The 25,860-nt window shown below is 53.9% G+C and carries 25 protein-coding genes; 10 read left to right on the forward strand and 15 right to left on the reverse strand.

Annotation, left to right across the window (positions count from 1 at the left end; translation table 11 throughout):
- Position 1 precedes the first annotated feature (1 nt).
- Positions 2-793: an FkbM family methyltransferase gene (locus M0P74_13320; protein ID MCK9364564.1), complete on the reverse strand. Its 792-nt coding sequence runs from the start codon at positions 791-793 to the stop codon at positions 2-4.
- 320 nt (positions 794-1,113) lie between these two features.
- Here M0P74_13320 and M0P74_13325 point away from each other — a divergent pair, with 320 nt between their 5' ends.
- From M0P74_13325 to M0P74_13335, 3 genes are all read left to right on the forward strand, one after another.
- The gene (locus tag M0P74_13325) at positions 1,114-1,599 is read left to right on the forward strand and encodes a hypothetical protein (protein MCK9364565.1); all 486 of its coding nucleotides are present in this window, start codon (positions 1,114-1,116) and stop codon (positions 1,597-1,599) included.
- Positions 1,600-1,742: 143 nt separating this feature from the next.
- On the forward strand, positions 1,743-2,891 hold the full coding sequence (locus M0P74_13330) for a glycosyltransferase family 9 protein (protein ID MCK9364566.1): 1,149 nt from the start codon (positions 1,743-1,745) through the stop codon (positions 2,889-2,891).
- Entirely contained in the window at positions 2,849-2,995 is a 147-nt protein-coding gene (locus M0P74_13335; GenBank protein MCK9364567.1) for a hypothetical protein, read from the forward strand. The genes M0P74_13330 and M0P74_13335 overlap by 43 nt, the downstream gene beginning before the upstream one ends.
- 69 nt (positions 2,996-3,064) lie before the next feature.
- Here the strand turns inward: M0P74_13335 and M0P74_13340 are convergent, their stop codons facing one another.
- Genes M0P74_13340 through M0P74_13360 form a run of 5 tightly spaced genes read right to left on the reverse strand, consistent with a single transcriptional unit; the run spans position 3,065 to position 8,169 of the window.
- Complete coding sequence (locus tag M0P74_13340) at positions 3,065-4,273, reverse strand: HlyD family efflux transporter periplasmic adaptor subunit (GenBank protein ID MCK9364568.1); 1,209 nt, start codon at positions 4,271-4,273, stop codon at positions 3,065-3,067.
- A gap of 3 nt (positions 4,274-4,276) precedes the next feature.
- The gene (locus M0P74_13345) at positions 4,277-6,661 is read right to left on the reverse strand and encodes an ABC transporter permease (GenBank protein MCK9364569.1); all 2,385 of its coding nucleotides are present in this window, start codon (positions 6,659-6,661) and stop codon (positions 4,277-4,279) included.
- The gene (locus M0P74_13350) at positions 6,645-7,352 is read right to left on the reverse strand and encodes an ABC transporter ATP-binding protein (protein ID MCK9364570.1); all 708 of its coding nucleotides are present in this window, start codon (positions 7,350-7,352) and stop codon (positions 6,645-6,647) included. Before M0P74_13350 ends, M0P74_13345 begins: the two co-directional genes overlap by 17 nt.
- A 14-nt stretch (positions 7,353-7,366) precedes the next feature.
- Complete coding sequence (locus M0P74_13355; GenBank protein MCK9364571.1) at positions 7,367-7,987, reverse strand: site-2 protease family protein; 621 nt, start codon at positions 7,985-7,987, stop codon at positions 7,367-7,369.
- A complete protein-coding gene (locus M0P74_13360; GenBank protein MCK9364572.1) occupies positions 7,978-8,169 on the reverse strand; it encodes a hypothetical protein in 192 nt (63 codons plus the stop codon). Before M0P74_13360 ends, M0P74_13355 begins: the two co-directional genes overlap by 10 nt.
- Positions 8,170-8,330: 161 nt before the next feature.
- Here M0P74_13360 and M0P74_13365 point away from each other — a divergent pair, with 161 nt between their 5' ends.
- On the forward strand, positions 8,331-8,600 hold the full coding sequence (locus M0P74_13365) for a hypothetical protein (GenBank protein ID MCK9364573.1): 270 nt from the start codon (positions 8,331-8,333) through the stop codon (positions 8,598-8,600).
- Here M0P74_13365 and M0P74_13370 read toward each other — a convergent pair.
- Both M0P74_13370 and M0P74_13375 read right to left on the reverse strand, forming a co-directional pair.
- On the reverse strand, positions 8,582-8,812 hold the full coding sequence (locus M0P74_13370; GenBank protein MCK9364574.1) for an addiction module protein: 231 nt from the start codon (positions 8,810-8,812) through the stop codon (positions 8,582-8,584). The two genes, M0P74_13365 and M0P74_13370, sit on opposite strands and share 19 nt — an antisense overlap.
- A gap of 335 nt (positions 8,813-9,147) precedes the next feature.
- The gene (locus tag M0P74_13375; protein MCK9364575.1) at positions 9,148-9,594 is read right to left on the reverse strand and encodes a putative zinc-binding protein; all 447 of its coding nucleotides are present in this window, start codon (positions 9,592-9,594) and stop codon (positions 9,148-9,150) included.
- A 479-nt stretch (positions 9,595-10,073) separates the two neighbouring features.
- On the opposite strand from M0P74_13375, the gene M0P74_13380 reads away from it, so the two are divergent.
- Together M0P74_13380 and M0P74_13385 are read left to right on the forward strand one after the other, a co-directional pair.
- The gene (locus tag M0P74_13380) at positions 10,074-11,558 is read left to right on the forward strand and encodes an FAD-dependent thymidylate synthase (protein ID MCK9364576.1); all 1,485 of its coding nucleotides are present in this window, start codon (positions 10,074-10,076) and stop codon (positions 11,556-11,558) included.
- A gap of 202 nt (positions 11,559-11,760) precedes the next feature.
- The gene (locus tag M0P74_13385; GenBank protein MCK9364577.1) at positions 11,761-13,200 is read left to right on the forward strand and encodes a pyruvate carboxylase subunit B; all 1,440 of its coding nucleotides are present in this window, start codon (positions 11,761-11,763) and stop codon (positions 13,198-13,200) included.
- 55 nt (positions 13,201-13,255) lie between these two features.
- Here M0P74_13385 and M0P74_13390 read toward each other — a convergent pair whose 3' ends face one another.
- The 6 genes from M0P74_13390 to M0P74_13415 all read right to left on the reverse strand — a co-directional run bounded on the left by M0P74_13390 (position 13,256) and on the right by M0P74_13415 (position 18,685).
- Positions 13,256-13,552 carry a hypothetical protein gene (locus M0P74_13390; protein ID MCK9364578.1) on the reverse strand — a complete coding sequence of 99 codons (297 nt, stop codon included), beginning with the start codon at positions 13,550-13,552 and terminating at the stop codon, positions 13,256-13,258.
- Positions 13,553-13,610: 58 nt separating this feature from the next.
- Positions 13,611-14,372, reverse strand: coding sequence for an SDR family oxidoreductase (locus tag M0P74_13395; protein MCK9364579.1), 762 nt, complete (start codon positions 14,370-14,372; stop codon positions 13,611-13,613).
- Between the two features lie 103 nt (positions 14,373-14,475).
- The gene (locus tag M0P74_13400) at positions 14,476-15,543 is read right to left on the reverse strand and encodes a phosphotransferase family protein (GenBank protein MCK9364580.1); all 1,068 of its coding nucleotides are present in this window, start codon (positions 15,541-15,543) and stop codon (positions 14,476-14,478) included.
- A gap of 331 nt (positions 15,544-15,874) precedes the next feature.
- The gene (locus M0P74_13405; protein ID MCK9364581.1) at positions 15,875-16,561 is read right to left on the reverse strand and encodes a TetR/AcrR family transcriptional regulator; all 687 of its coding nucleotides are present in this window, start codon (positions 16,559-16,561) and stop codon (positions 15,875-15,877) included.
- A gap of 11 nt (positions 16,562-16,572) precedes the next feature.
- A complete protein-coding gene (locus M0P74_13410) occupies positions 16,573-17,784 on the reverse strand; it encodes an acyl-CoA dehydrogenase family protein (GenBank protein ID MCK9364582.1) in 1,212 nt (403 codons plus the stop codon).
- A gap of 190 nt (positions 17,785-17,974) precedes the next feature.
- The gene (locus M0P74_13415) at positions 17,975-18,685 is read right to left on the reverse strand and encodes a phosphoglycerate mutase family protein (protein ID MCK9364583.1); all 711 of its coding nucleotides are present in this window, start codon (positions 18,683-18,685) and stop codon (positions 17,975-17,977) included.
- A gap of 191 nt (positions 18,686-18,876) precedes the next feature.
- On the opposite strand from M0P74_13415, the gene M0P74_13420 reads away from it, so the two are divergent.
- The gene (locus tag M0P74_13420) at positions 18,877-20,259 is read left to right on the forward strand and encodes a S8 family serine peptidase (GenBank protein MCK9364584.1); all 1,383 of its coding nucleotides are present in this window, start codon (positions 18,877-18,879) and stop codon (positions 20,257-20,259) included.
- Between the two features lie 478 nt (positions 20,260-20,737).
- Positions 20,738-22,330, forward strand: coding sequence for a methyl-accepting chemotaxis protein (locus M0P74_13425; GenBank protein MCK9364585.1), 1,593 nt, complete (start codon positions 20,738-20,740; stop codon positions 22,328-22,330).
- An 8-nt stretch (positions 22,331-22,338) separates the two neighbouring features.
- On the opposite strand, the gene M0P74_13430 is transcribed toward M0P74_13425, so the two are convergent.
- Entirely contained in the window at positions 22,339-22,797 is a 459-nt protein-coding gene (locus M0P74_13430; protein MCK9364586.1) for a redoxin domain-containing protein, read from the reverse strand.
- A 438-nt stretch (positions 22,798-23,235) separates the two neighbouring features.
- Between M0P74_13430 and M0P74_13435 the strand changes: the two genes are divergently transcribed.
- Both M0P74_13435 and M0P74_13440 read left to right on the forward strand, forming a co-directional pair.
- Entirely contained in the window at positions 23,236-25,200 is a 1,965-nt protein-coding gene (locus M0P74_13435) for an aldehyde dehydrogenase (GenBank protein ID MCK9364587.1), read from the forward strand.
- Positions 25,190-25,732, forward strand: a complete 543-nt coding sequence (locus tag M0P74_13440) for a (4Fe-4S)-binding protein (GenBank protein ID MCK9364588.1) — start codon at positions 25,190-25,192, stop codon at positions 25,730-25,732. The genes M0P74_13435 and M0P74_13440 overlap by 11 nt, the downstream gene beginning before the upstream one ends.
- Positions 25,733-25,860: the final 128 nt, after the last annotated feature.

A 25,860-nucleotide genomic window follows, 5' to 3' on the forward strand; every position in this document is an offset into this window, starting at 1 on the left:
GTCATTTTTTTATTTTTGTCGGTGAAACAGCCATATAGTTGGCATTCTGAAAATTTTCCATGAAGGGGCTGTAGCTTCTGATCTCTAAACCTGTGGGCATTACTTTAGCCACCAGGAAGCCCCGATCTGTGAGAAACTGGTATAACTCCATCAGACTCGTATGAGAGTCCAGATTTGTGCCGCCATATTCAAATTGCAGAAAGTCTATGAAATCATGGTTCAAATATTCGCCGAGGCCCTTAAAAGCGTTTAATTCATGACCTTCGATATCGAGTTTTATGAAGGCTATGTGGTTTATTTTTTTATCTTTTATGTAGTCGTCAAGTCTGCGAAGCTCAATCTCTGCAAATTTGTTCATTTCTGTATTGTAGTAACGAAGATTTCTCTGATACAGGGACGCCCCTTCGCTCTTTTCTTCATCGTAAAAGATTCTGGCTGTGCCGTTGCTGTCAGATGCCCCAAAATTATTGAGAATGAGGTTGTCCGATTGAGAAAATCTATTGGTAAGTTCAGCGAAACATGGTTTTGCAGGCTCGAAGAGATGAAGCTTTATTTTAATGTTGCGGGCAGCGGCAACGCTGGTCAGCATGGTGGAATACTGTCCTACGTTCGCGCCGACATCAAAAATCACCCTTTCGGCGTCAGTTTTCTCGAATTCTTCCAGGATATTTTCAACAAAACGTTTTTCGCCGTTTTCCTCAAATTCGCCAAGACGGTTCTTCTCGATTTTGTTAAAAAGATTCCATGCCCTGTCTCTTCTCTTCCTATTTATAAAGGACATCCGGGTAAACATTTTGATTTCCTTCCGTAAATAATTAATTTTAATGATGGTCTATAATGTTTTAAGCAATGGCGGTTGCTTCTTCTCTTGGGCTGCGGCGTGTTATTGCAAACAGAGGAGTTACCCCTGCCAAAACATAACACAGAAAGAAGAAGCTTCGCTACAACTTATTCGAATTATGGATTAAACAAATTGCCTTGGCGTAACTGAGCTATATTATTCTGCTCGCCATGTGGAATACGCTTGATTTTTGGATACATATATGCTTTTAGATTCACAGCAGAGGTGATTTTTCTCGCTATTCAAAACTGATTATCCTTGAGAGGCAACTTATGAGCAACGACATAAACAGAGCAGAGGCTTTAGAGCTTTTGGAGAATACTATTGGGATCATCAACATCAGTATCCTGTCAAATGAGCTTCAGGAAACGCCAGGCTATGAAGGAGATAGGGGCTCTTTTCACAAAATTGTCTTCCAGATTGAAGAGGACGAACCGGACATATCGGCTATCGGGATTCTATTTTCATTGTCTTTGATGTCATTTACCTATGCAGCCCCAAGAGGCTATTCTGAAAATGATTTCATCCCTGATGAGGACTGGCAGCTTGGCTATTTTATTCATGGTCTTGAGTTTGAAGGTGGCAATCTTCATTTCTCATCTGACTATATTTCCGGCAGAATGATGAAAACAGCGATCATTTACGAACCTGGCGGCAAGGTAACACTTACAGCTATTAACAGAGGGAAGAGTGCTGACCGATGGATGACGCATTTACAAGGTAAACGTCATCTTTCTTTAGTTAAAAATGATAATTGACGGCGAATTTATTGAGGAAAAAGCAATCGGCGATTCGTCAACACTAAAGACGAGGGCGTAAGCCTGTGCCGAAAAAACGCTTTTTAATTTAAATAGTGAATGTTTCTGATTTTTTTGGCAAGCTCCCGTCCATTGGCCGGGTCTTGATAATCCAGTTGGGCGATATCGGGGATGTCGTCTGGACGTTGCCTGCGCTTGCCGCGATACGCAAAGCCTGGCCCGGAGTGGAGCTGTCCGTCCTGCTGCGGGCGGGGAGTGCCTCTCTTCTGGATGCCGAAATACTGCCACCGAAAACCTTCGAGGTTCCCCAAAGCGGAAAATCGCTTGTTAAAGACCTTATTAGTTCGTTTTCACTGATATCATCGCTTCGCCGGGAACATTTTGACCTCGTCTTCGACTTCCGGGCGGATGAACGGGGGGGGTACATGGCCTTTCTGACCGGGTCGCCCCGGCGCGCCGCCCTCTATTATCCGTCTATGCGCGGTTTGCGCAACCATTTGTTTACCCACTTGGTCGGCTGGAACGGCAAACCGCTCGCAGTTGGAGCGGCCGACCAGTCGTTGTATATCCTGCGGGCCTTCGGGATAGAAACCGAGGATGCCGTTCCCAGACTGAACCTGTCAGAAGGAGCGCGGCGGCGGGCGGCGGACATTATCGCCTCTCTGGGGCTTCCTGTTTTCCTGGGAGAGGCCGGCTTTTCAGCGGCCGTTGCGGTTGGCGGAAGCGCCGTAAAAAGCTGGATTACCCTGAACCCCTTTTCCCGCTGGTCATACAAGGAATGGGGGGCTGAAAAGTGGGTGCGGATCATCGACTGGCTGTACGCGGAATATAAAATTAAAGTGGTCATCATCGGCTCGTCCGGTGAAAAAAAGCGGGCCGAGGCGATCGTCGCCGCCTGCCCCGGCAGGGCCTTCAGTATTGCCGGCGCCACGACGCTCGCGGAGCTTGCCGGCGTTCTTTCCTGCAGCCGCCTGCATGTCGGCGTAGATTCCGCCGCCCCGCACATCGCCGCCGCGGTGGGAACGCCGACCGTGACGATTTACGGCCCTTCCGACTGGCGCTATTGGACGCCGCCGGGAAAAAACAACCGCGTGGTCGTATCCGGCATGTCCTGTGCGCCGTGCTCTCTCAAGGGCTGCAACGGCGGCGGAAAGAGCTTGTGTCTGGAAAACATGGAGTTAGGGAAGGTGCAGGACGTTATCAGGGAAGCGCTGCTTGCTGATGGGGAAAGCAGCGAAGGCGAGAAAGAATGCTGGCGATGCAAGGTCGGTACAACACGGCAAACATCATGAGCGACGAGATCGACGCCGTCACGAAAGGACGGATCCAGGGATTTCTGGATCAGCCGGCCTTTGCCGGCGAGCATATCGCGATCATGCAGGATTGTTTAAAATGACGAAATGATTGACGCTTTTTTCCTTTATTTCAAAATGCTCAGCCAACTCGCAAGAGCAAAACGCTTAAATTAAAGACCTGCCCCCCCGGTGATGCGCACGCCGTCTTTCACCGCATCGTCGGGATGGGTGATGACCCGCTCGCCTTCCTTGAGGCCGGTGACAACCTCTGCCGCCAGGCCGTTGCGCTGACCGATTTTCAGGACTCGTTGCCTTGCCCGCCCGTTTTCGTCAACAAAAACGGCCCAGTTCTGACCGGAACGGAACAGCGCCCCGACCGGAACCTGTAAAACCCCCTCTTTTTCCCAGACGATAAAACTCGCATCGAGGCGGTAGCCGTCGCCGACTGCCCGCCATGTTTCCGGAGGAGAAACAATATCCGCAAGCACCAGCACCCGCTGCTCCTCGACGCCGAGGCTCGAGATCTTGGTGAATCCCGCCGGTTCCACGGTGCGGACAACCCCTTCCAGCGTCTCCTCGCCGCCCCAGCGTTTAAAAACCGCCTTTGTCCCCTTTTTTATCCTCACCGCGTCGGAGGAAAGCACCTCGACGCGGACTTCAAGCGCCCGGACATCGCCGATCTCCAGGAGCGGTTCCCCGGCGCTGACGGGCCCCTCGCTTTTGCGAAGCACCCGGAAGACAACCCCGTCTAACGGCGAGGCAATCTTCAGGGTTTCCGGCTTTTCATGGTTTACGCGGGAAGAGACGTTTTTAAGCGCCGCCTTTGCCCGTTCGAGCTCGAAGCGGGAGGCTTCAGCCGCAGCCGCGGCTGCGAGCTGAACTGCCTTCGCCTTCTTTGCCTCTGCCTCCGTCTGATCGAGCTGATCCTTCGCAACATACCGTTTTAAATATAAATTTCTTATTCGTTCGACCCGCTTTTCGCTATACTCGACATCGGCCTGCGCGGCCTGTTCCTTTTCCCGCGCCGCCTTGAATCCGGCTTCCGCTACGAGTACGAGGGCATTCCCCTCCTCGCGGGTGCGCCTGTCTAACGGCTGCGACCGGGGCGGTTCTATAGAAACCAGAACCTGTCCCTTGCGGAGGGCATCCCCTACGTTCAAACGATTGCGGGTAATATATCCGGCAACCGGTGCGGAAACGAGAAACCTCTCCTTCAGCCGGGTGCGGCCCTCCTCTTCTATTGCCACCCGGAGCGGCCCCCGTTCCGCCGCGACGAGATCGACCGCGATTGGTTTGGGCAGAAAACCGTAAATTGTCGCCAGGATAACGGCGAGGATGATGATGGTCAAAAGAAGCGTTCTTCGTGTTGCAGCTTTCATAATTTATTCCCTCGTTTTCAATACTTCGACAAGATCGAGCGTGTCTAACCGGCGGCGGACGATCAGCCCCGAAAAGGAGGCCGATATCAGCACGACGGCGGCGGCCAGTGCGTATGTATGCATTTCTATTATCAGTGGAACGCGAAACAGATCGGAGGCGAGCGCCCCGGCGATATACGCGCACAGCAGGCGCCCGGCGATAAAGCCCAGTGGCAGGGCGGCAAGCGTGAGCAGCCCCAGCTCGCCCAGCAGGATATACGATATCTCCCCGCGTGTGTATCCCAGCACCCTGAGACTTGCAAGTTCCCGGCTTCGTTCTGAAAATGCTATCCTGGCACTGTTATATACAACGCCGAAGGCGATCGAGCAGGCCATCAGCGTCGCAATGAACGTGAAAAAGAGCATACCCCGTGCCTGCACATCGTGGAAATTTCGGATCTCATTACGTCTAATAACAATCCCGCTCACCCTCGGCATCTCGGTGAAAGTCCGAAACAGAGCCTCGTTCTGCAGGGAGTCGGTCAGCAGATACGCGCCGGAAAGCGCGTTTCCCTCCCGCAGCAACCGGTTGAGGGCGCCTGTATCCATGTATCCCAGCACGCCGAGAAAAAGCTTGGCCGTGCCGACGACCTGAATCCGGCGTACCGGTTTTGCCCCTTCGAGAATCTCGACGGTCAGCAGATCGCCGGTCCGGATGTTGAGCATTCTGGCCAGATAGTCATTGATAACAATGCCTTCGGGAGGAATCGCCACCCGCTGCAGATTCGTGTCCAAAAGCAGATGCAGGCGGCTTCCCGGCTCGATCCCGTAGATTGCCGTCCGGTAGCTTTTATGGCCGGAGACGAACCGCGCCGGAACCCGGCGGAAGCCCTCGGCATTCCGCACGCCCGGCAGATTCTTCAGCTCGTACAAGGCTTTAAGGGAGGATGGCTCGACAAAGCTTATCCGCATATCCTCCTTCTGCGAGCGGACAAACTGGACATCAACTATGAAGTTCACGGAATCCTTGAAGAAACCGCTGGCGATCATCGTTGCGCAGGCAACGGCGATCCCGATTATCGAAAGCAGGGTTCTTACCGGTTTGCGGGAGAGGTTCCGCAGAATCATCCGGGAGGGCTGAGAAAGCATGCGGCCGAGTAGCGCCTTTTCGAGAAATGTCACCCGATAGCGGGCGGGCGGCTCGGGCCGCATCGCCTCGGCGGGGGGCTGCCGGGCCGCCCGGGCCAGGGAAAAGAGCGTGCCGGCCAGGGCGGCAAGGATGCTGATCAAGAGCGCCTCAATGACGACATGGGGATATAAGGTATAGATAAGCATGGGGAAACGGTAAACGGCCATGTAGATGTCTCCCAGCATTCGGCCGAACCAGATTCCGGCCGCCACGCCTCCGCAGAGACCGGGCAGGATGATCAGAACGACCAGCTTCGCGTAATGGAAGCCGATGGCGGCGTTCGTGTAGCCAAACGCCTTCAGGATGCCGATCTGCTCGCGCTGCATGTTGATCGTCCGGCTCATGACGACATTCAAGAGAAAGGCGGCGACGAAGATGAAGATCGTCGGAAAGATCCGGGCGCTCTGCCGGAGCTGCTGAAACTCGCCCGTGAGCAGCCGGTGGGAGATCTGATCCTTGCGGGGATAGGCGCCCAGTCCCCCGGAGGAATCGACAACCGAGTCGAGCGCGGCGATAACATCGCTGGGGCGGGCGTTCCTCGACAAGGTCAGGACGACGTCGTTGAAGGCGCCGTCCATGTCGTACGATTGGGCAAGGGCCTTGCGTCCCAGCCAGAGCACCCCGTAACGCTTAAAATCGGGGCTGGTCGCGTCCGGACGCATCAGCAGCACGAACTCCGGGGAAAGGGCGATGCCGACAATCGCCAGCTCCTTGCGCTTGCCGTTGATGATCGCCGCGAAACGGTCGCCGGGCTCAAAACGGTGGGCGAGGGCGAAGCTCTCGTTGATTACGACCTCATTGTCCCGGGTCGGATCGGCCAGTCTGCCCTGTCTCAAGTAGAGGCGGTTCAAGAGCGGTTCGCCCTCCTCCGGCAGCGACACGAGCCGCGCCGTCACCGGCTCGGCAAAACCGGCGATGTCAAGTTTGGCGTAGCCGCAGACCCTTGTTTCGACAAGGGATACGCCGGGAATCTCGGCGATTTTTTGCTTCAGGCTCTCCGGCGCCCGCTTCAGCGAAACGAAGACGTCGGCAAAGCGGTAGTTGCGGTAGAAAGCGTCCCTGGTAAGAGAAAGCGAATCGATCGTGCTGATGAACATGATGAAGGTCGCCAGGCCGCTTACCACCACGAGGGTGATCGCGAAGACCTGCCCCTTGAGGTGCAGGATATCCCGGAATATTTTTCGATCGAGCGACTTCACGCACTCACCACTGAAGTTCACTTGACGATTTTTTCACCTTGTTTTCCGCGATTTCCGTGATGAGGCCGTTGCTTAAATGGATGACCCGGTCCGCCATCCCGGCGATGTCGGCGTTGTGGGTGATGATAACGGTCGCCGTGCCGAGCTCCCGGTTGATTCTTTCAAGGACCTCGAGGACGACGATTCCTGTTTGGGAATCGAGTGCGCCGGTCGGCTCGTCGCAGAGCAGCACCGCCGGATTCTTCGCAATCGCGCGGGCGATCGCGACCCGCTGCTGCTCGCCTCCGGAAAGCTGGGCGGGAAAATGGTCGAGCCGCTCGCCCAGGCCGACCAGCGTCAGCGCCTCTTCCGGCCTCATCGGGTTGTGGGCGATTTCGGTGACGACGGCAACGTTCTCCAGCGCGTTCAGGCTTGGGATCAGGTTGTAAAATTGAAAAACGAACCCGACGCTGGTGCGGCGATATTCGGTCAACTCCCGCTCGCCGGCGGACGTCAGTTCCTTTTCCCGGTAAAACACCGTCCCGCTGGTCGCCGTATCCAGGCCGCCGATGATGTTCAGCAGTGTAGATTTCCCGCTTCCCGAGGGACCGAGCAGCACCACCAGCTCCCCGGCAAATATCTCGAGATTCGCCCCTCGGAGGGCATGAACCTCTACCTCTCCCATCAGATACACCTTGGCGAGATTTGTTACCTGAAATACCGTGTCGCTCATCTATAGACCATTGTTCAGAAAATAAAAAACCCGATAATTGTCATGATAATCCACCGAAAAAACTTGATCACCGGGTCAAGCGCCCCGATGTACAGAAGACCGATGATAATGAAAAACCCGTATGGTTCGAGGCGGGAGAGGGCGTACTGGGTCCGGTGCGACAGAAACCCCATCAGGATCTTCGAGCCGTCCAGGGGCGGGATCGGGATCAGGTTGAACGCCGCGAGCATGATGTTGATCTGCATCATGTAGTACAAAAGCAGGCCGAGCGAACTGGAAGATTCCGGGGCCAGCAGCTTGATCAGCAAGACAGCGATAAAAGCCATGATCATGTTGGCAACAATGCCTGCCGCCGCGACCATGATCAGTCCGGAGCGGGTGCGAATGTAGCCCATATTGATCGGCACCGGCCTGGCCCAGCCGAAGCCGACGAAAAGCAGCATCAGCGTGCCGATCGGCTCAAGGTGGCTCAGCGGATTCAAGGTCAGTCGGCCGGCGTTTTTTGCCGTCGGATCCCCCAGTTTCCAGGCGACCCAGCCGTGGGCCAGTTCATGAAAAATTATTGAATACAAAAGTGGAATCGCCACCAGAAAAAACGTCAGCGGATCCTTGAACAGCAGATTTATCAACCCCATATATTTTTCTCCACTAAATTAGCCACACTATCCTCGTTGCCGTTGCTGAGTGCAGTTTCAACGATGGCGTCTGGGCTGAGCGACTTAAGCTCATTTTCCGGCACCCACCAGAAAAGATGCTTTACCAGGGGGACAATGTCTGTAAGTTCAGCGTTTTTCATAAGTTGAGTTATTTCTAACATTGTTCGACTGTCTCTGTCAAGGCAATGGTAAGGCCATTTCAGGCTTCAATTTTTTTAAGGGTTCGATGCGTGAAGGGTGTTTGCGATCGTATGAATAGACGGCGGCGATGCCAGCGGGTGTCCAATTATCTTTCTTTCCAGCAATCAGGATCACGACGAAGATGCATGATCGCAATCACCTCGAGCTTGTCGAGACGGTCTCGAAACAAAACGCCAAAAGGAAATGTTCGCGTAAGACAGCGACGGACATCGAGTTCGACAAGAGGATAAAGCTGGGGATTAATTACAATGCGGTTGAGGGAATCCTGCACAGCAGCAAGGAAACGTCTGCCGAGATTCCGCTGCCGAGTCTCGTAATAAGCAGCCGCTTCGATCATCTCGGCTTCAGCGTCAGCTTGAAATACAACAGTCCTCATGTCAGCGATGCATAGGCATTTTTGAACACCTCTTCGGCATTGCGCAGAGTCTCTACGGAATTGTCGATCTCGGCACAACGTCGGTGGATTTCTTCTTTCCATTTTACCGACAAGGGGGTGTCTGCCGACTCATCGAGGCTCTCTATCAGCTTTTCCGCCACGAACGCCCGGAGCACGGGGGGAAGCGCCATTGCATCAGTTACAATTTTGTCTGCAGTAAGACTCATATCGCCACCGTACCTCTTCTTTCCCAGATATCGATCTGCTTTCTTGCGCTTTCTTGCGGTTGCAAAAATAATATACTGATCTGGCTTCCCCTAACTTCCCTTCGATCGTACTGTAATTTGCGAAAAATGAAAAGAGAAAAATATTACAGGAAACAAATACATTAAGAGAGTCGGCATCGCAAAACCTGACAGTGACATAAGTCGGATATGATCGCTGTCGCCGACCTACGGGACAGGCGGGAAGGGGGCGTCTCGCCATCGCAATTCGATGGCGGGGCGGGCCCTTAAATTATTCCCTCTGCGCTGAATTAATTGACCAAAAATCGTTTACGCGATCATTTTGCTTGTTTGAGCCTCTCAATATCAGCAATGATCCGTTGGGTAATTTCCGCCATCTTCGCCTGATCAAAATCGGGGCCCGGCTTCTTTTCGAGTTTAAAATCCTCATCCAGCGCATAGCTCAAATCAACCTTAACGCCGACCTTCTCCAGTGCCTTCTTTATGCAGCGGGCTTCGCATCCGTCGATGACAACCTGATAGTCGTCGTACAGCAAAACCTGGCTCGGCCCTTCAATTTCCGGGAAAAGGGCCAAGGGGCAACGCATAAAGGCATCAGGAATGGCCTTGACGACATCCCTGGGAATAAATCCGCTCATTTGCCCCAGGTTGGAGCTCCCAAAACAGCCATTTACTCCAATTGTTTTGCCGAATTGCGCATGCTGAGTCGTGATAGTTTTCTTGGCCATCTCCATTTTGATTTCCTGAACCGGTATCTTTTCCATTTTACAATCTCCTCAAATAAATAATCCAAGGCTGCATACCCCTCAGCTTCAACCGCAGCCTCCGCGGTTGAAGCAAAGCTTCCCTGGTTCGCCTGCCGCAAGCCCGGCAATGCCTACCAGGTTGAGCCTTCCCGTTTTATCTGACTCAAATCGTTCAGCACGAAAGGTGCTTATATACCTATTCTTATATATTGCAATATAAATATATAAGAATTTAATAAACATTTAATATAGCATAGTTAATAGTATTATATATGCCTTTATTGGACTTTATACGTAAATGGCAGGGGTCAGATTCATCCTTTAATGCAAGACGACGCGTCAAAAATTGCGAGGCGGCCGCCGGAAGAGCGACGGGGGAGGCGCGGTTTCGGCTGCTGATGAATAGAGCGGGCAGCAGGGCAATAATTTCTTGCCGCTTGCCTTGGGGGATGGTAAGGTACGCCAACTTTTCAAATGAAATTTGGGAGCAGTCAAAAGTGAAGATTCTTCTTGCCGGACACAATATAGACCGTGATATCATAAATGAGTTTCAATACTTGCAGCCGGAACGCCGGGATCTGACGCCGGAGACGATCGCCGCCGCCTATGCGCGGATCAGCCGCAATCCGGCGCCGGTGAACGAGTTGCGGGCAAGCGCGCGGGGCGAGGTGGAAAAGGCCCGCCTCTCCAATAAAAATATTGTCTTTGCAATGGGGCACAGCTCCATCGCCGAGCACGCCGTCTTCAACATCGACATTATCGGCGTGTCCAGGCTGCTTGTCGAGGAAATAGAGCGATCGCGGCTTGTCTCCTATACGGAAAAATCGCAGCGTTATGTGCTGCTCGCCGATGATTTCGTCATTCCGGATGAGGTTCGTGGCGCCGGATTGGAGGAGATTTTTGTTGCCGCCATCCGCCGGCAGAACGTCTTTTACCATGAACTATATGGGCAGCTCAGACCGTATGTATTTGAAAAAAATAAAGAACTTGCCGCGGATCCGGCGAATGTCGCTTTGCTGGAGGGCTGGGCCAAGGAGGATGCCCGCTACTGTCTGGCGCTTGCGACCGAGGCGCAACTGGGGATGACGATCAACGCCCGGAATGCCGAACTGATGATCCGCCGCCTTGCCGCCTCGCCCCTCGCCGAGGCGAGAAGGTTCAGCGGCATGCTTTACGAGGCGGTAAGCGGCATCGCCCCGTCGCTTGTCCGCTACACCAGCCCCACCCCCTACGACCGCGAAAGGGCGGAGGTCTTGCGCGCGGAGGCGTCGCGGCTGGCCGACAAAATATCCGACTATGCTGGAAGGATGGATGACAGCGAGGCGCAGAGCGTCGTCCGCCTGCTGTCTTTTGACCCCCGGGGAGACGACAAAATCGCGTCGGCGCTGTTGATGTCCGCTTCCAACCTCTCTTTTGCGGAGTGTTCCCGCATCGTCGAGCGGATGACCTTAAGCGAAAAGGAGGGTCTTTTCAAAACGGCGCTTCAGGAAATGAGGGCCCACGACGCCGCACCCCGGGAGTTTGAGCACGCGTCTTTGACGTTTGAACTTGTCGTCAGCGCTTCCTGCTATGCTCAGTTGAAGCGCCACAGAATGGCGACGCTTTCTGTCCAGGGGTATAACCCGGCGCTCGGGGTGACGATTCCCCCGGCCGTGACGGCAATCGGCAGGGAGGCTGACTTGCGCAAGCTGTGTCTCGAAGCGGAAAAGGTTGCCCGGAAGATAGCGGAAACGGGCCCGACTGCCGCCGCCTATCTCCTGACGAATGCCCACCGCCGCCGGGTTATCATGACTGTAAACGCCCGGGAGCTTTACCATATTGCCCGTGTTCGCGCTGATCGTCACGCCCAGTGGGATGTCCGCCAGATGGCGGCAAGAATAGTAAATCTCGGGAAAGAGGCGCTGCCGCTTGCCTCGCTGCTTGCCGGCGGCAAGGATGAATTTGCCGCTATCTATGCGGACGTATTCGGCAAGGGGGGATGAGGACGGGCGGGCTGCTCATTGTTCAAGTTGTAATTGGGGCTCACTTCTGCTAAACACGTCCGGGATTGCGGATGATCTCGTTTGTATGAAAATCCCCCCATCCCCCCTTTGCCAAAGGGGGGTAAGGGGGGATTTTCATACTTCGTTGTGCCCGACACGGGCATGGGGGTTTTTATAAAAATGAGGGTAAAGGAGAATAGAGATGATTGATATTATGAAGGATGGACCTGTTAATCCTGTGAAGATACAGGACAATACATTTCGCGATGGGCACCAGTCCATCTATGCGACGCGGATGCGGACGGAAGACATGCTGCCCATTGCCGAACAGATGGATGAAGCCGGTTTCTGGGCGATGGAGGTGTGGGGAGGCGCCACGTTTGACACAATGCACCGTTTCCTTGGCGAAGATCCTTGGGAGAGGCCGAAAATCCTCAAAAAATACATAAAAAAGACACCGTTTTCAATGCTGCTGCGGGGGCAGAATCTTGTCGGGTACCGCAATTACGCCGACGACGTGGCCCGGCTCTTTGTCGATAAGGCCTGCGATGTGGGAATTGACGTGTTCCGCGTTTTCGACGCCCTCAACGACTTGCGCAACTTTGAGACGGTGGTCGAGCGGATCAAGGCGAACGGCAAGCATTTCGAGGGGGCGATTTCCTATTCCCTGACGGAGCGTCATCTCGGCGGCCCGGTTTTCAACATGGAGTATTATGTCGAGCTCGCCAAAAAACTGGAGGCGATGGGGGCGGACAGCGTCTGCATCAAGGACATGGCCGGGATCATCTCGCCTTACGATATCTACGATCTGATCACGGAGATGAAGAAGGTCGTCAAGGTCCCCCTGCACCTGCATACCCACTACACAAGCGGGATGGCGTCGATGGCCTATATCAAGGCGATCGAGGCCGGCGTGGACATTGTCGATACCTGCCTTGCCCCCTACGCGCTGCGCACCTCGATGCCTGCCATCGAGCCCTTGATGGTAGCTCTGCAGGGGACAAAGCGGGACACCGGCATGGATCTGCACAAGCTGATTAAAATGGGCGACCACCTGGAGAAAATTGCCCCCAAGTATAAGCAGAATCTGGCATCGAATACGCTTTCCCTGATCGACGCCGGCGTCCTGGAACACCAGATCCCCGGCGGCATGATCTCCAATCTGGTCAGCCAGCTCCGGGAGATGAACGCCTTGGATCGCATTGGCGAGGTTTATGCCGAGATTCCGCGGACCAGAACGGAAGCGGGTACCCCGCCCCTGGTTACCCCGACCTCCCAGATTGTCGGCGTGCAGGCGGTGATGAATGTCGTGGCCGGCCGGTACAAGATGATTAACAACCAGTTCAAGGACCTGATTTACGGTTTGTACGGAAAAACGCCGACCCCCATTGATCCCGAGGTGCAGACGATCGTTTTGAAGCGCAACAAGCGCGGTCAGACGCCGATTACCGGCCGGCCCGCCGATTATATCGAGCCGGAACTGGCAGACGCAAGGGCGAAGATCGGCGATCTGGCAAAAAATGATGAAGATCTGCTTACTTACGCACTATACCCGGCGACCGGCGAGCAGTTTCTGAAATGGAAATACGGGATAGAACCGATGCCGGACAGCGTCAAGCCCGCCCCCACGAAAGAAAAATAATGTAGGGGCGACCCCCTGTGGTCGCCCCTTTAAATTTGTTCAATCACGAATTCGGTCAACCACGGGGGGTTGCCCCTACAAGAACGATGCCATGGATGTGATTGGGCAAGATAACGAATTCATCTATGCCGATGCCAGGATAAAACAGGGGTATTTTATCCCAAATCTCCTTTACCATATTCCCTGATTCATTGGGTTCAGGGCAGGCACAGGGGCCTGCCCCTACAATTCTACCGAACAGACATGTTCGGGTTTCAACGCAAATGGTGATGAAATAGGCGCCCGCTGTTGAATAATCGTAACCCGGCAGACGGATGGAACGGCGGCGATGAACGTTATCGTTTTCGGTCATGCATCCCCGTAGGGGCGGCCCCCTGTGGTCGCCCATTCACAAATGATTTCGCCCCCTTTTACGCCAGCATGCCGCCGTCAACCGTCAGGCACATCCCCGTCGTGTAGGATGCCGCATCGGAGACGAGGTAGAGAACCGCCCCGGCCATTTCCGCCGGCTTGGCGATTCGCCCCAGCGGAATCATCGGCAGCGCGATCTTCATGATTTCCTCGCTTTGCGTCAGCGCGGAGGCAAATTTGGTGTCGGTGAGCCCCGGCAGAAGGGCGTTTACCCGGATGTGGTACGGGGCAAGTTCTCGGGCATAGACCTTCGTCATGGAGATAACCCCCGCCTTGGTGATCGAGTAAACCCCCTGAAAAAGCGCGGGCCGGACGCCGTTTATCGAGGCGACATTGACGATCGCCCCCCCGCCTGATTTCTGCATCAGTCGGGCGGCGCACTGACAGGCAAAAAAGGGTCCCTTCAGGTTGACGGCAAAGGTCTTGTCCCAGGCCTTTTCCTCAATGCTCAACGCGTCGCCGAAGGACGGGTTGGCGCCGGCGTTGTTCACCAGAATGTCGAGCTTTGGGAAACGTTTCGCGACTTCGGCAAACAATGTCTGAATCTGCTCAATGTCCCCCATATTACAGACGAGCGATTCAACCTCGCCGCCTGCCTCCTTGATTTTCGTCTCCACGCGCTGGAGGTTTTCCGGCCTTCTGCTGACCAGAATCACCCGGGCCCCGTGGGCGGAGAGCATGCAAGCGATAGCCTCGCCGATGCCGCGACTGGCGCCCGTTACCAATGCCGTTTTTCCTTTTAGACTGAACAGATCCATCATTTCCTCCTTTTGACAATCGTTACGGACGCGACGGAGCGCGTCCCTCCAATTTTAATCCCCTTTGTGAAGGCGTGCCGTCATGAGTGTTTAACTATGGAACAATTTACAATGCCGATTTCTCGATCAGCCGCCTGCAAGCTGCTTCGAGAACCTGAACGGCGGCGATCATCAGTTTAAAGCGCTCGTCTTTGGTCTGGCCGTGGTAGAAGCGCCAGTATATCTGCTGGACGATTCCGGCAAGCCGGAACATTCCGAAACAATAGTAGAAATCGCTTTTTTCAACGGGGATTCCCATCTTCTCCGAGTAGCGTTTGATAAACTCCTGCCGCGTAAACATCCCGGGCAGGTGCGTCGGAATCATCCGGATGGCCTGCATAGCGGGCGGGTCGTCGTGATTGGTCCAGTAGGCCAGCGCCCCGCCGAGATCCATCAGCGGATCGCCGATCGTCGCCATTTCCCAGTCGAGGACGCCAACTATCCGAAACGGATCGTCCGGGTGCAAAACCACGTTGTCAAAACGGTAGTCGTTGTGGATCACCGAAACGTGGGGACTTTCCAGCGGCATCTTTTCGTGCAGCCAGGCCATTATTCCTTCAAAATCGGGGGCGTCGGGGGTCTTGGCCGTTCGATAGCGCTCTGACCATCCTTCAACCTGCCTTTTGACGTACCCCGCCGGTTTGCCGAAGTCTTCCAGCCCTATTTCCCGGTAATCGACCTGGTGCAGCTCGACGAAGACATCGATCAGTTTTTCACAAAGCCGGGCCGCTTCTTCCGGCTGGAGCGCGAGCGATTTCGGCAAATCCCGGCGGATGATCAGCCCCTTTATCCGCTCCATGACGTAAAAGGGGCAGCCGATAAGCGTCTCGTCATCCGTGTAGGCCAGCGGCTCCGGGCAATAGGGGAAGGCCGGGCGGAGCGCCTGGAGCATCCGGAACTCCCGCCCCATGTCGTGGGCTGTTTTTGCCTTGCGGCCAAACGGCGGTCTGCGGAAGACCAGCTCGCGCTCGCCGACGCGAATCAGGTAGGTAAGATTGGAGTGGCCGCCGGGAAACTGGGATACCGTGAGTGCGCCGCTCAATTGCGGGATATTGTCCTTGAGAAACTGCTCCACCCTTTTTATGTCGAACTCTTCGCCCTCGCGAATCGGGCGTGTCTCATCCGCTACATCCATTTTCCCCTCCTTCGACTTGGGATTGTAAATGCGTGCATAAATTTTGCTTTATAGAGGTAATTGCAAAAGTCGCAAGTCTATCATTTCCGCCCCCGCCTGCGCGGGGGTAAACTCTGGGCGGAAATCCAGCATCTAACTGCCTTGAATCATGGATGCCCGACAAAAGCACTCGGGCATGACAAAACGAAGTTTAATGTTCATAAAACGCAGATTAATGTTCATAAAACATTTTGCAATTGGCTCTATGTAGTTTCCTTTTCAGACAACCGCCCCGGACGCGACTTAAGCACGTTCCTCCAATTTTATCCTTATTTATGACGGCGCGTCGTCATTAGTTTTCCTTCAGGAAATAGTCCATCATTTCAATCAGAAAACGGGCGTAGTCTTCCACGGAGACGGCGCGTTTCTGGTATTTCCAGGGCTTCAGGTACCAGTCCTGAAGCATCGCCTTTAAAACCGCGGCGGTCAGAATTGGCTCAATCGCCCGGAAACATCCCGCCGCGATGCCGTCTTTGATGATTTCCACAAAGATGCCCTCTGTGTATAGCTCCATCTCGATGGCCTTTTTCTGCTCCTCCCGCCGGAGGTTTTTGGCCTCCATGTAATTGAAGTAGAACCAGGGTTTCATGATTTCGCTCATGTATAGATGGGTCTCTATTGCCTGAACCAGCCGTTCGCCGGGAGCGGAATCCGGCCTTATCTCGCCGGATAGCGCCGTATTCATAAGCCGGCTGCCGAGGTTGCGGATCATGGCGAGCAGTTCTTCCTTGCTTTTGAAGTACGAATAGAGCGCCCCCATGCTGAGGTTCGCCTCTTTGGCCAGATCGCGCACGCTCATCGCCTGAAAGCCCTTGCTGCTGCTGAGCGCAAGCGTTGAGTCGAATATTCGGACAAGATTGCGGACGGCGGTTTCGTCCTTCTTTATCCGGATCTGCTCCCTGTTCGCGCTGAGAAACTCGCTGCAGATCTGTTCGCTGGAGAGGTTCACCGAATTTTTGAATGCCTGAAAACCCTGCACGTCGTGTTCCTTTATTTAACGGTTTTGCCGGCGTATTCCCGCAAGATCCGCCGGGCGACGGACATCTTGTGCACCTCATCGGCGCCGTCATAGATACGGGCCGCCCGTTCATGGCGGTAGAAAAACGGGATGATGACATCGTCGGTCATTCCCAGTCCGCCATGCACCTGCAGGGCTTTATCGACAACATTCTGCATCACTCCGGCCACGTGGAACTTGATCAGCGAAATATCCTCGCGGGCCTCTTTCACCCCCAAATTGTCGATCTTCCACGCCGCATTGAGCGTCATCAGCCGCGCCCCCTGGATAGCGGCGGCGCATTCAGCGATCCACGCCTGGATGATCTGTTTGGAGGCAAGTGTTTTTCCGTCGGAGGTGATAATCCGTTCCGACGCCCTCTTGCACATCAGATCGAACGCGCGGCTGCAAACGCCGAGCCAGCGCATGCAGTGGTGGATGCGCCCCGGACCGAGGCGCTCCTGGGCGATCACGAAGCCCATCCCCTCGGGGCCGAGGAGGTTTTGCTGCGGCACGCGGCAGGACTGATAGAGGATCTCCGCGTGGCTGAAATAATCATCCCCCGCGTGCCCCATGACGGGGATGTTGCGCACCAGGTTAAAGCCCGGTGTGTCCGTCGGGACAATAATCATGCTGGCTCGCAGATGCGCCGGGGCGTCGGGGTTGGTCACCGCCATGACAATGGCGAAGGCGGAGCCGTCCGCGGACGAGGTGTACCATTTCTGGCCGTTTATCACATAGTCGTCGCCGTCTTTTACCGCGGTCGTGTCCATCATGACGGGGTTGGAACCGGCGAGATTAACCTCCGTCATCGAAAAACAGCTCCGGATTTGACCCGCGACGAGGGGTTTCAGCCAGCGTTCTTTTTGTGCCTCGTTCCCATATTTGTAGAGTATTTCCATATTTCCGGCGTCGGGCGCCTGGCAGCCGAAGACATAATGGCCAATGGGCGTCCGTCCGAGTTCCTCCGAGACGAGACCGTGCTCCAAGAGGCTCAGCCCCATGCCGCCGTATTCCTGCGGCTGGTTGGGCGCCCAGAGCTCCATCCGCTTGACCATCGCCCGTTTTTCTTCGAGAACGGGGAGCAGCTCCCGGAAGGGTTTCTTTAAATATTCCGCCTCCAACGGGATCAATTCCCGGTCAACGAATTCCCTGATCATTCCGGTTATTGCCTGCATCTTTTCCGATAGCGAAAAATCCATCATTGCCTCCTGAAAGAAAAAAGTTATTATCTGCAAGTAACTGCTCATGCAGTCAGGCTGAAGCCTGACCCAGCCGGAGGACCCGACGGAGCGCGTCCCTCCATTTTATGAACGTTAAACTCCGTAATTTTCGAATTTCATATAGCCAGCAATCCAGCCGCAGCGCGGCGAAATGTTAATAGACATTAATCCGCTACCTGTATGTGACGAGCTCCTGCTCCCTCCGGAGGGACAGGTGTGCGGTTTCATTGAATGACGCCATGGTAAAGCGATCACCCTTGTAAAGAAATTTTGTTATCGAGGCGTTGGCTATCTGCCAGCCAAGCCGGATCGTCTCCTCGTTGGAAAGTTTAAGCGCCCTCTGGAGGGCCGCGGAAATTGGCCCGCCCGAGGTGAAGATGAGGATTGTCCTGCCCGCAGGATGATCTTTGATGATCTTTTCTATTCCGTTCCAGACTCGAGAAGTAAATTCCTCCCAGGTGGGGAGGCCTTCCTTTTTGTATTTTCCGGTTGCCCAGCCGGATAAAACCTGCTCGAATAATTCCTGGAATTTCTTTTTGTCCGCATATTTCTGAAGGATGTTTTCGGGCAACGAGGACTCCTCGCCGGCGATTTCCCTTACAAACGACAGCAGAATTTCCTGAGAGCCGTACTCGTTAAAGGCTTTGTCGATCCGGGGGGCCTGGATAGCGGGAACGGCATTTTTATACATTTCCACCGTCTGTTGAGCTGTGTCGACCTGCCTTTTCATCTTGCCCGAATAAAGAATATCGGCGGCGACGCCGACTGCCGCAAGATGCTCGGCCAGCACCCGGGACTGTATTATTCCCTTGGGGGAAAGGCGGTCGTAGTCCTCGCTGCCAAAGGATGCCTGTCCGTGACGGATCATGTAGATAGTTCCCATGTCTATGCTTTTACTACAGCGTGTAAGGGGTGTCAATAACTTTATAGAGCGAGCGCTCGTTTTTAATATCGAGATGAGCGGTTGAAAACGAGAGGTTCCATCGCCCACCGGGGCGGCTGTCGGATAGGCCTTGTTTTTCAGCCCGGCTCAGGATAGAATGCAGCCATTGCTTTCATGAAAATAGAGGGTCCATGCTGAAAATAATAATGATTTCCGTCGCAATTCTGACATTGCTGGCTTCCCATGCCCTGGCTTTTGATCTTAGACTAGCCGGGGAAAGGATTGATCTGCGCGCCGTTGATGAGCCCCTGCAGAACATTTTGCGGGGGATGGCGCAGCAGGGAGTCCGGGTGCGCGTTGATCCACAGGTAAATCCCCGCGTTTCCGCCGCTTATGAAAATCGCGATCTCTGGGAGACCATGGCTATTCTGTTAAAATCCTATGATCATGTCCTGGTTTGGGAAAAAATGCCGCAAACGCCCGCCTCCTTCAGGCTTGCGGAAATTCAGATATTCAGGCCCGGCAAAAAGGAGCTGATTCAGGAGCTGAATCCCCGCGTCTTTTTACTTGCGAAAGACCCGCAGGACGGAACGCTTTTTGTTCGCGATGAATTGCTTTTGCAGGTAAAATCCGGAGCGGATCTGGGGGGATTTCTTAAAACGAGCGGCGGCCGGGTCATAGACAAGAATGAAACGCTGGGCATTTACAAAATTCGCCTGCCGCCGGATGCGGATCTTCCGGCAATCATCTCCAGGCTCAAGACCCTGCCGGGCATTGTTCAGGCGGAACCGGATTTTGCCTATCCGTCTTTTTACCCATATCGCGCCGACCTATCCCTGCCGACCGGGGAGATCGCCAAGGTGTTTCGCAAGGAGGGCAAGGTTCCCGTGGCGGTGCTGGATACGGGATTGCAGGAGGGAATAGGGCCGGACGGTTTTGTGATCGCATCCTTTGACGCGGTTATTCCCGCCTGGCCCCTGTCTGATCATCTCGGGCATGGAACCCAGATGGCGTTAATTGCCTCCGGTCTGGTCAAACCCATTGGGGCGCAAGCTGAGGGCGGAGGGCAGATTCCGGTGGTGGCCATCCGGGCGATGGATGACAACGGCTTTACGACCGATTTTACGATCCTGAAGGGGATAGATTTTGCGATTGAAAATGGCGCCCGGGTGATGAGTCTGAGCTGGGGATCGGAAAAACGGAGCGACTTCCTGGAAAAAATATTGAACTATGCCGCGGCAAAAGGGATGATCATTGTGGCCTCTGCGGGAAATGAGCCCACGGGGCAACCGGTTTATCCGGCAGCCTATCCCTCAGTGCTTGGCGTGGGGGCGGTATATCCCAATGGCAAAACCTGGGAAAAATCAAATTACGGCAGTTTTGTAAGCCTGTACGCCCCCGGCTTCGCTGAACTGCCGGTGGGCTACAAAGGCGATCCGGGTATTTATGGCGGAACATCGATTTCCGCTGCCTTTGCCGCCAACCGCATCGCTGATTATTTGTCGAAATTTCCGGAAAGCGGCATTCAGCAAATTAAGGCAGCCGTTCAGGACAGCAAACTGCGGATAAATTAAAAATCAAATATATCGAGGTAATTGCAAAACTCCCCATTCTTGTCATTCCCGCAACGATTCTGAGCGGGAATCTGGTTCTAACTACTTGAAAAACCATATTATGAACATTAAGCTTCGCTTTCCCGATAGAGACATTCGGGAATGAAAAATGGTTTTGCAATTGCCTATATCAATACTTTTTCCTGTAAAATCTTTTTCCCATCGCTTAACTGCAACCTTTGCACCGTCTCCCCGCGATGCGCCTTCTTTTGGCGGCGGGGGATACGGCTTGATATTGATAGATTGCTGAACGGTATTGAATTTGCGACTGTATTTGTGCTGTTATTTGTTTGCCCAGTCGGCCCTGATAAATAAAGGCGCCGGCAGCAGAAGCTTCTGGTTGATCGGGGTTTTTCGGTCTTGCAATGTCGGGTTTGTTGATGATAGAGGCAGTTACGGGTATATGAAAGTTATTATTACCTGAAGGAGGTCGCAGCCGATGTTGAAAGACATGTCATTGAAGATAAAGATTACCCTGCTCGTTTTTGTCAGCCTTACCGTGATCCTGGGGGCCTCTTCGTACCAGATTTACAGCAAAACCAGAGCGGCGATGGAGGCAGAAACCTTGAGTGCCTCCAGGCAGATCGCGGTGACTATCGGCGATACCGTGACGGCTTATGGCGAAACGGGCGATATGAATGGCTTGGGGCTGTTCCTGAAAGCCACCGCTGCTCGCAAGGATGTGGAAAGCGTTCATGCCATCCGAGACCCTGCCGTCGCCGCGCAGTTCAAAGAGCGTCAGGGGGGGCAGCCGCAGGATGAGCTGGAAAAGCTGGTACTCTCCACGGGGAAGGAAACATTCAATGTTTACAGGGACAAGAGCCTGATCCGGTTTGTTCTTCCCATTATTGCCAAGAAGGACTGCCTTTCTTGTCACAATACAGCCAAGGAGAACGATGTATTTGGCGCGGTATCCGTATCCTTGCGGTCTGATCGCGTTGTCGCGGCCCTGACGTCAATCGGTTGGAACTCCCTCATTGCCTCCGGCGTGGGGATTATCCTGGAGATTTTGCTGCTCAACCTCATGCTGGGCCGGGTGGTTATACGCCCCATCCAACGGGTGGCGGCGGCGCTGGCCGAGGGTGGCGAGCAGGTGGCGGCGGCAGCCGGGCAAATCTCCTCGTCAAGCCAGGCATTGGCGGAAGGGACCTCGGAACAGGCGGCCTCGCTGGAAGAGACATCCTCTTCGCTGGAAGAGATGTCTTCGATGACCAAACAGAATGCCGACAATTCCGTCCACGCCAAAACGATGATGGGCGAGGTGCGGAAAATCGTCGGCAAGGTAGATGGACAGATGGGGAACATGGTGAAGGCCATCGAGGAGATTACGCGTTCCAGCCAGGAAACAGGCAAAATTATCAAAACGATTGACGAGATTGCCTTTCAGACGAACCTGCTGGCCCTGAATGCGGCTGTGGAAGCGGCGCGGGCCGGCGAGGCGGGCGCCGGCTTTGCCGTGGTGGCTGATGAAGTGCGCCGTCTCGCGCTGCGGGCGGCGGAGGCGGCCAAAACCACGGGGAAACTGATAGAAGGCACCATCAAGGCGGTTGAGCACGGCAATGAGCTGACCCATCAAACCCAGGAGGCATTTCAGGAGAATGCCTCGATTTCGGTCAAGGTTGAACAGTTGGTGGATGAGATTGCCGCGGCCTCGCAGGAGCAGTCGCAGGGGATAGGACAGGTGAACATCGCGATCGCGGAGATGGACAAGGTTACCCAGCAGACGGCGGCCAACGCGGAAGAATCGGCTGCTGCCGCGGAGGAATTGACGGCCCAGGCCGAGCAGTTGAAGATTTATGTGGCTGATCTGCAGCAGGTGATAGGCGGCGCCAAGGATGCCGGCGTCCCGGCGCCACCGACAGGATATGGAATGGCCAGGAAGGTTTTACCGAAGGATGGTCATAAGTCTCTGGCCTTAACTGTAAAGAGAGCCGCTGGCCAGCCGCCGAAGAGTAAGGGTGGAAGAGCGCTGAGGGCGCCCACGCCCCAGCAGGTAATCCCCCTGGATGAAGGAGATTTCAAGGATTTCTAAAAGTTGAATCAGCCCTGCAGCGCCGCCAATATTTCCTCGATATCGGGAAGCTGCCGGAGCGGGTAGATTTTGATGAAAATGACCTTGCCCGTTTCATTCAGGATGATGTTGGCCCTTTCCGAAAAACCTTCGGTCCGGAGAATTCCCAGGGATTTGGCCACCCCCCCGTGCGGCCAGAAATCGGCGAGAAGCCTGGTGTTTTTGATTTTCAGGCTTTTGGCCCAGGCCGCCTTGGACGGAACGCTGTCGATGCTGAGGCCGAGGGCGACGGTGTTGAGCTTGTCCATGGCCTTTTTGCTTTTCTCCAGCGCCTGCATCTGCTGGGCGCAGACGGGCGTCCAGGCCAGCGGATGAAATGAGAGCAGCACCCGTTTTCCCTGGCATTCGTAAAGCCGAAAATCCTGGCCGTTCTGATCCTTTAGAGTAAAATCCTTAACCTTCTTTCCCTCTTTCGCTGCGTTAGCCATAATAAGCCTCCTTGCGACGGACAAATTGTTTTAATCGAAACGCGCTGTCGTTACATGAAGACAATACAATTGTTGAGTCGGTTAGTCAATAATATGATTGATGTTGTTTTTTGACGCAGGAGGCAATTGCAAAACCATTTGTCATTCCCGAATGTCTCTATCCCCGATAACGGCATTCGGGGACGAATATGGTTTTTCAAGTAGTTAGAACCAGATTCCCGCTCAGAATCGTTGCGGGAATGACAAGAATGGGGAGTTTTGCAATTACCTCGCAGGATAGGGACTTATAATTGGCTGAATCTGAGGGTTTTAAAAAAGTGCTTGACACGTTCTATAAAATCTGTTCGAAAGACGCGGCGAGGCAGTGTTTGATTTGAACCTTTCCATTATCAAACGAAAAATGCATTACAAATTAAGATAATTTAGAAGGGGAAGAAAATGAGGTACGCAGAGACAGGATTTAATTTGGAAGTTGATCTATCTCGGGGCAGCGTTGACAGGGTGGAGACTGATCCAGGATTGACTGAACTTCATCTGGGTGGTCTGGGCACTAATGCCAGGCTCTTATGGGACAGGGTTCCTGCCGATGCCGATCCCTTTTCTCCGGAAAACCTGCTGATTTTCGGCACCGGTCTTTTATGCGGCACCCCAGCCCCCGGAGCTAATCGCACCATCGTTTCCACCTTCTCTCCCCAGACCAAGTTAATGGCTTTTTCAATGATGGGCGGGTTTTTCGCCCCGGAATTGAAGTACGCGGGTTATGACAAGGTGGTCATTCGCGGCAGGTCTCCCAAACTTGTTTATCTGTGGATAAACAACGACAAGGTAGAAATACGCGATGCCTCTCATCTGCAGGGGAAGGGCGCTGGGGAAACGGCGGAGCTTATCCGGCAGGAGTTGAAAGAACCGAAAGCCCAGGTGGCCTCCATCGGTCTGGCCGGAGAAAACAGGGTCTATTATGCCTCCATCGAGCAGGGCCGCTCCAGCGCCAGCCGAGGGGGAGTCGGCGCCGTTATGGGCGACAAGGGCTTAAAGGCGATAGTTGTCCGGGGAACAAAGGACATCAATATTGCCAACCCGACCCAATATATGGGTCTTTGCAATGATGTGCTGAAATATATTCAATTCCGCGAAAAAAATCCTATTCCCGGGGTGCCGGCCATTTTAACCGGACTCGGGTCGCCCCAGGAGATGGCAATCCATGATGAGTCGTGGCATACAGAGAACTTCGCCTGGGGGAATGCCCGTACTCGGAGAAAAGGTTTCTGGACAGAGGAAGTAGAAAAAACTTGGAGGGAAACCCAGGAAAACGCCCGGAAGCGGTTGATAAGTTGTTATAACTGTCCGATGAAATGCGGGGCAACTGTTTCCGTTCCCAATACGCCGGTCTATATGATGAAATGCTACTCCAAACTTACCTACACGATGGCGGCCATGTCCGATCTGGAGTTTGGCTTCAAGATTGCCCAGAAAGCCACGGAATATGGAGTGGACGCATTTTCCGCCCCGCAGACCATGGCCTTCGCCGTTGAGCTTTACGAAGCCGGCATTTTGACCGACCAGGATATGCCGGGATTCCCGACCGATAACAAGGACAGATTTTACTGGCTGCTCGACAAAATTGTGCGGCGCGAGGGTATTGGCGATATTCTGGCCAATGGCACCTATTGGGCCGCCCAGCAGATTGGCAAGGGGGCGGAAGCCTATGCCCACAATAATATCAAGAAACATGAGCAACTTCCTCTCAAACTGGGAATGCTGAATCCCATCTATTTTCTCATGTATTCGACCGGCGAAAAGATTGGCATTACCCAGATTGAAGGACAGTTCCCCCAGGCGCCTTTTGACACGAAGGAGGCTCGGGAAGAGTTTGTAAAGGATTGGTTCCAGGTTCCTGATGAAAAATTCAAGCAGTATTTTCTGGACTGGGAACCACGCGGAGAAAACTCAAACCCCTATTACCCGACGGTTGGGATGTCCTGTGAAATTGTTGACTGGATGGAAAAGATGCACTACATTGATGACGCCCTTGGGGTATGCGCCGGTTTATCATCATTTCCTCTGAAACCTCCATATCATATACACAATTACCCGCTTTTCATCTCCGCGGCGACCGGGATGGATATTGGCGAGGCCGAGCTTTCGCAAATAGCGAGGCGGAACCGGACGTTGCTGCGGGCGATTAACAGTAGAAGAGGCCTGAGAAGGGCCGACGAGAAGCCGCCTGAAGACCATTGGAAGAAGAGATTCCCCGAGCTGGAAGAGCAGCTCCGGGATGAGTACTACAAATTCAAGGGGTGGAATAGTCAAGGCATTCCCACGAAAGAGTCTTTACATGAGTTGGCGATGGATTACGTCAGCGAAGATTTGGAACGAAGAGGGATCATAAAAAATGAAGGTTAAGAAGAAAATCAAGACAATCAAGGTAGTCGTTGATAAGTGCAATGGTTGCCGGGCCTGTGAGATGATCTGCTCCGCCTTTCACGCGAACCCGCAATACAGCAGCAACAATCCGGAGAGATCACGGATTCGGGTGATACGCGATCCCCTCAAGGACATATATGTTCCTGTTTACGCAGGTGAATATTCCTCCGCCGAATGCATGGGGAGAGACAAATATGTAATTGACGGAAAGGAATACGACGAGTGCGCCTTCTGCCGGGTTTCTTGCCCCTCCCGGACGCTTTTCAAGGAACCGGATTCCGGTCTTCCGCTGAAATGCGATATGTGCGAGGCCGATCCGCCCCAGGAGAAGCCCCTGTGCGTTCAGTGGTGCATCAATGAAGCCCTGGTTTACGAAGAGCGCGAAGAGGAAGTCGAAGAAGGCGAAAAGCTTGGAGACGTGGAAACAGGCCTGGAAGCGATGATCGACAAATACGGATTGCAGAAGATCGCGGATACCGTTGCCCGGATATCAATGTCCAGCAAGTGCTGATCAGCAAAAGTCAAGGCGAAACAAGAGCATAGAGGAACGCAATGGAGACAGTAGCTCCTTACAGGGAGATAATAGACGTCATCAAGGAAAACGGCGGAGAGGTTTTCAAGTTCTGCTATCAATGCGGG

This window comes from Syntrophales bacterium (assembly GCA_023229765.1).
GTDB lineage: Bacteria > Desulfobacterota > Syntrophia > Syntrophales > UBA5619 > DYTH01.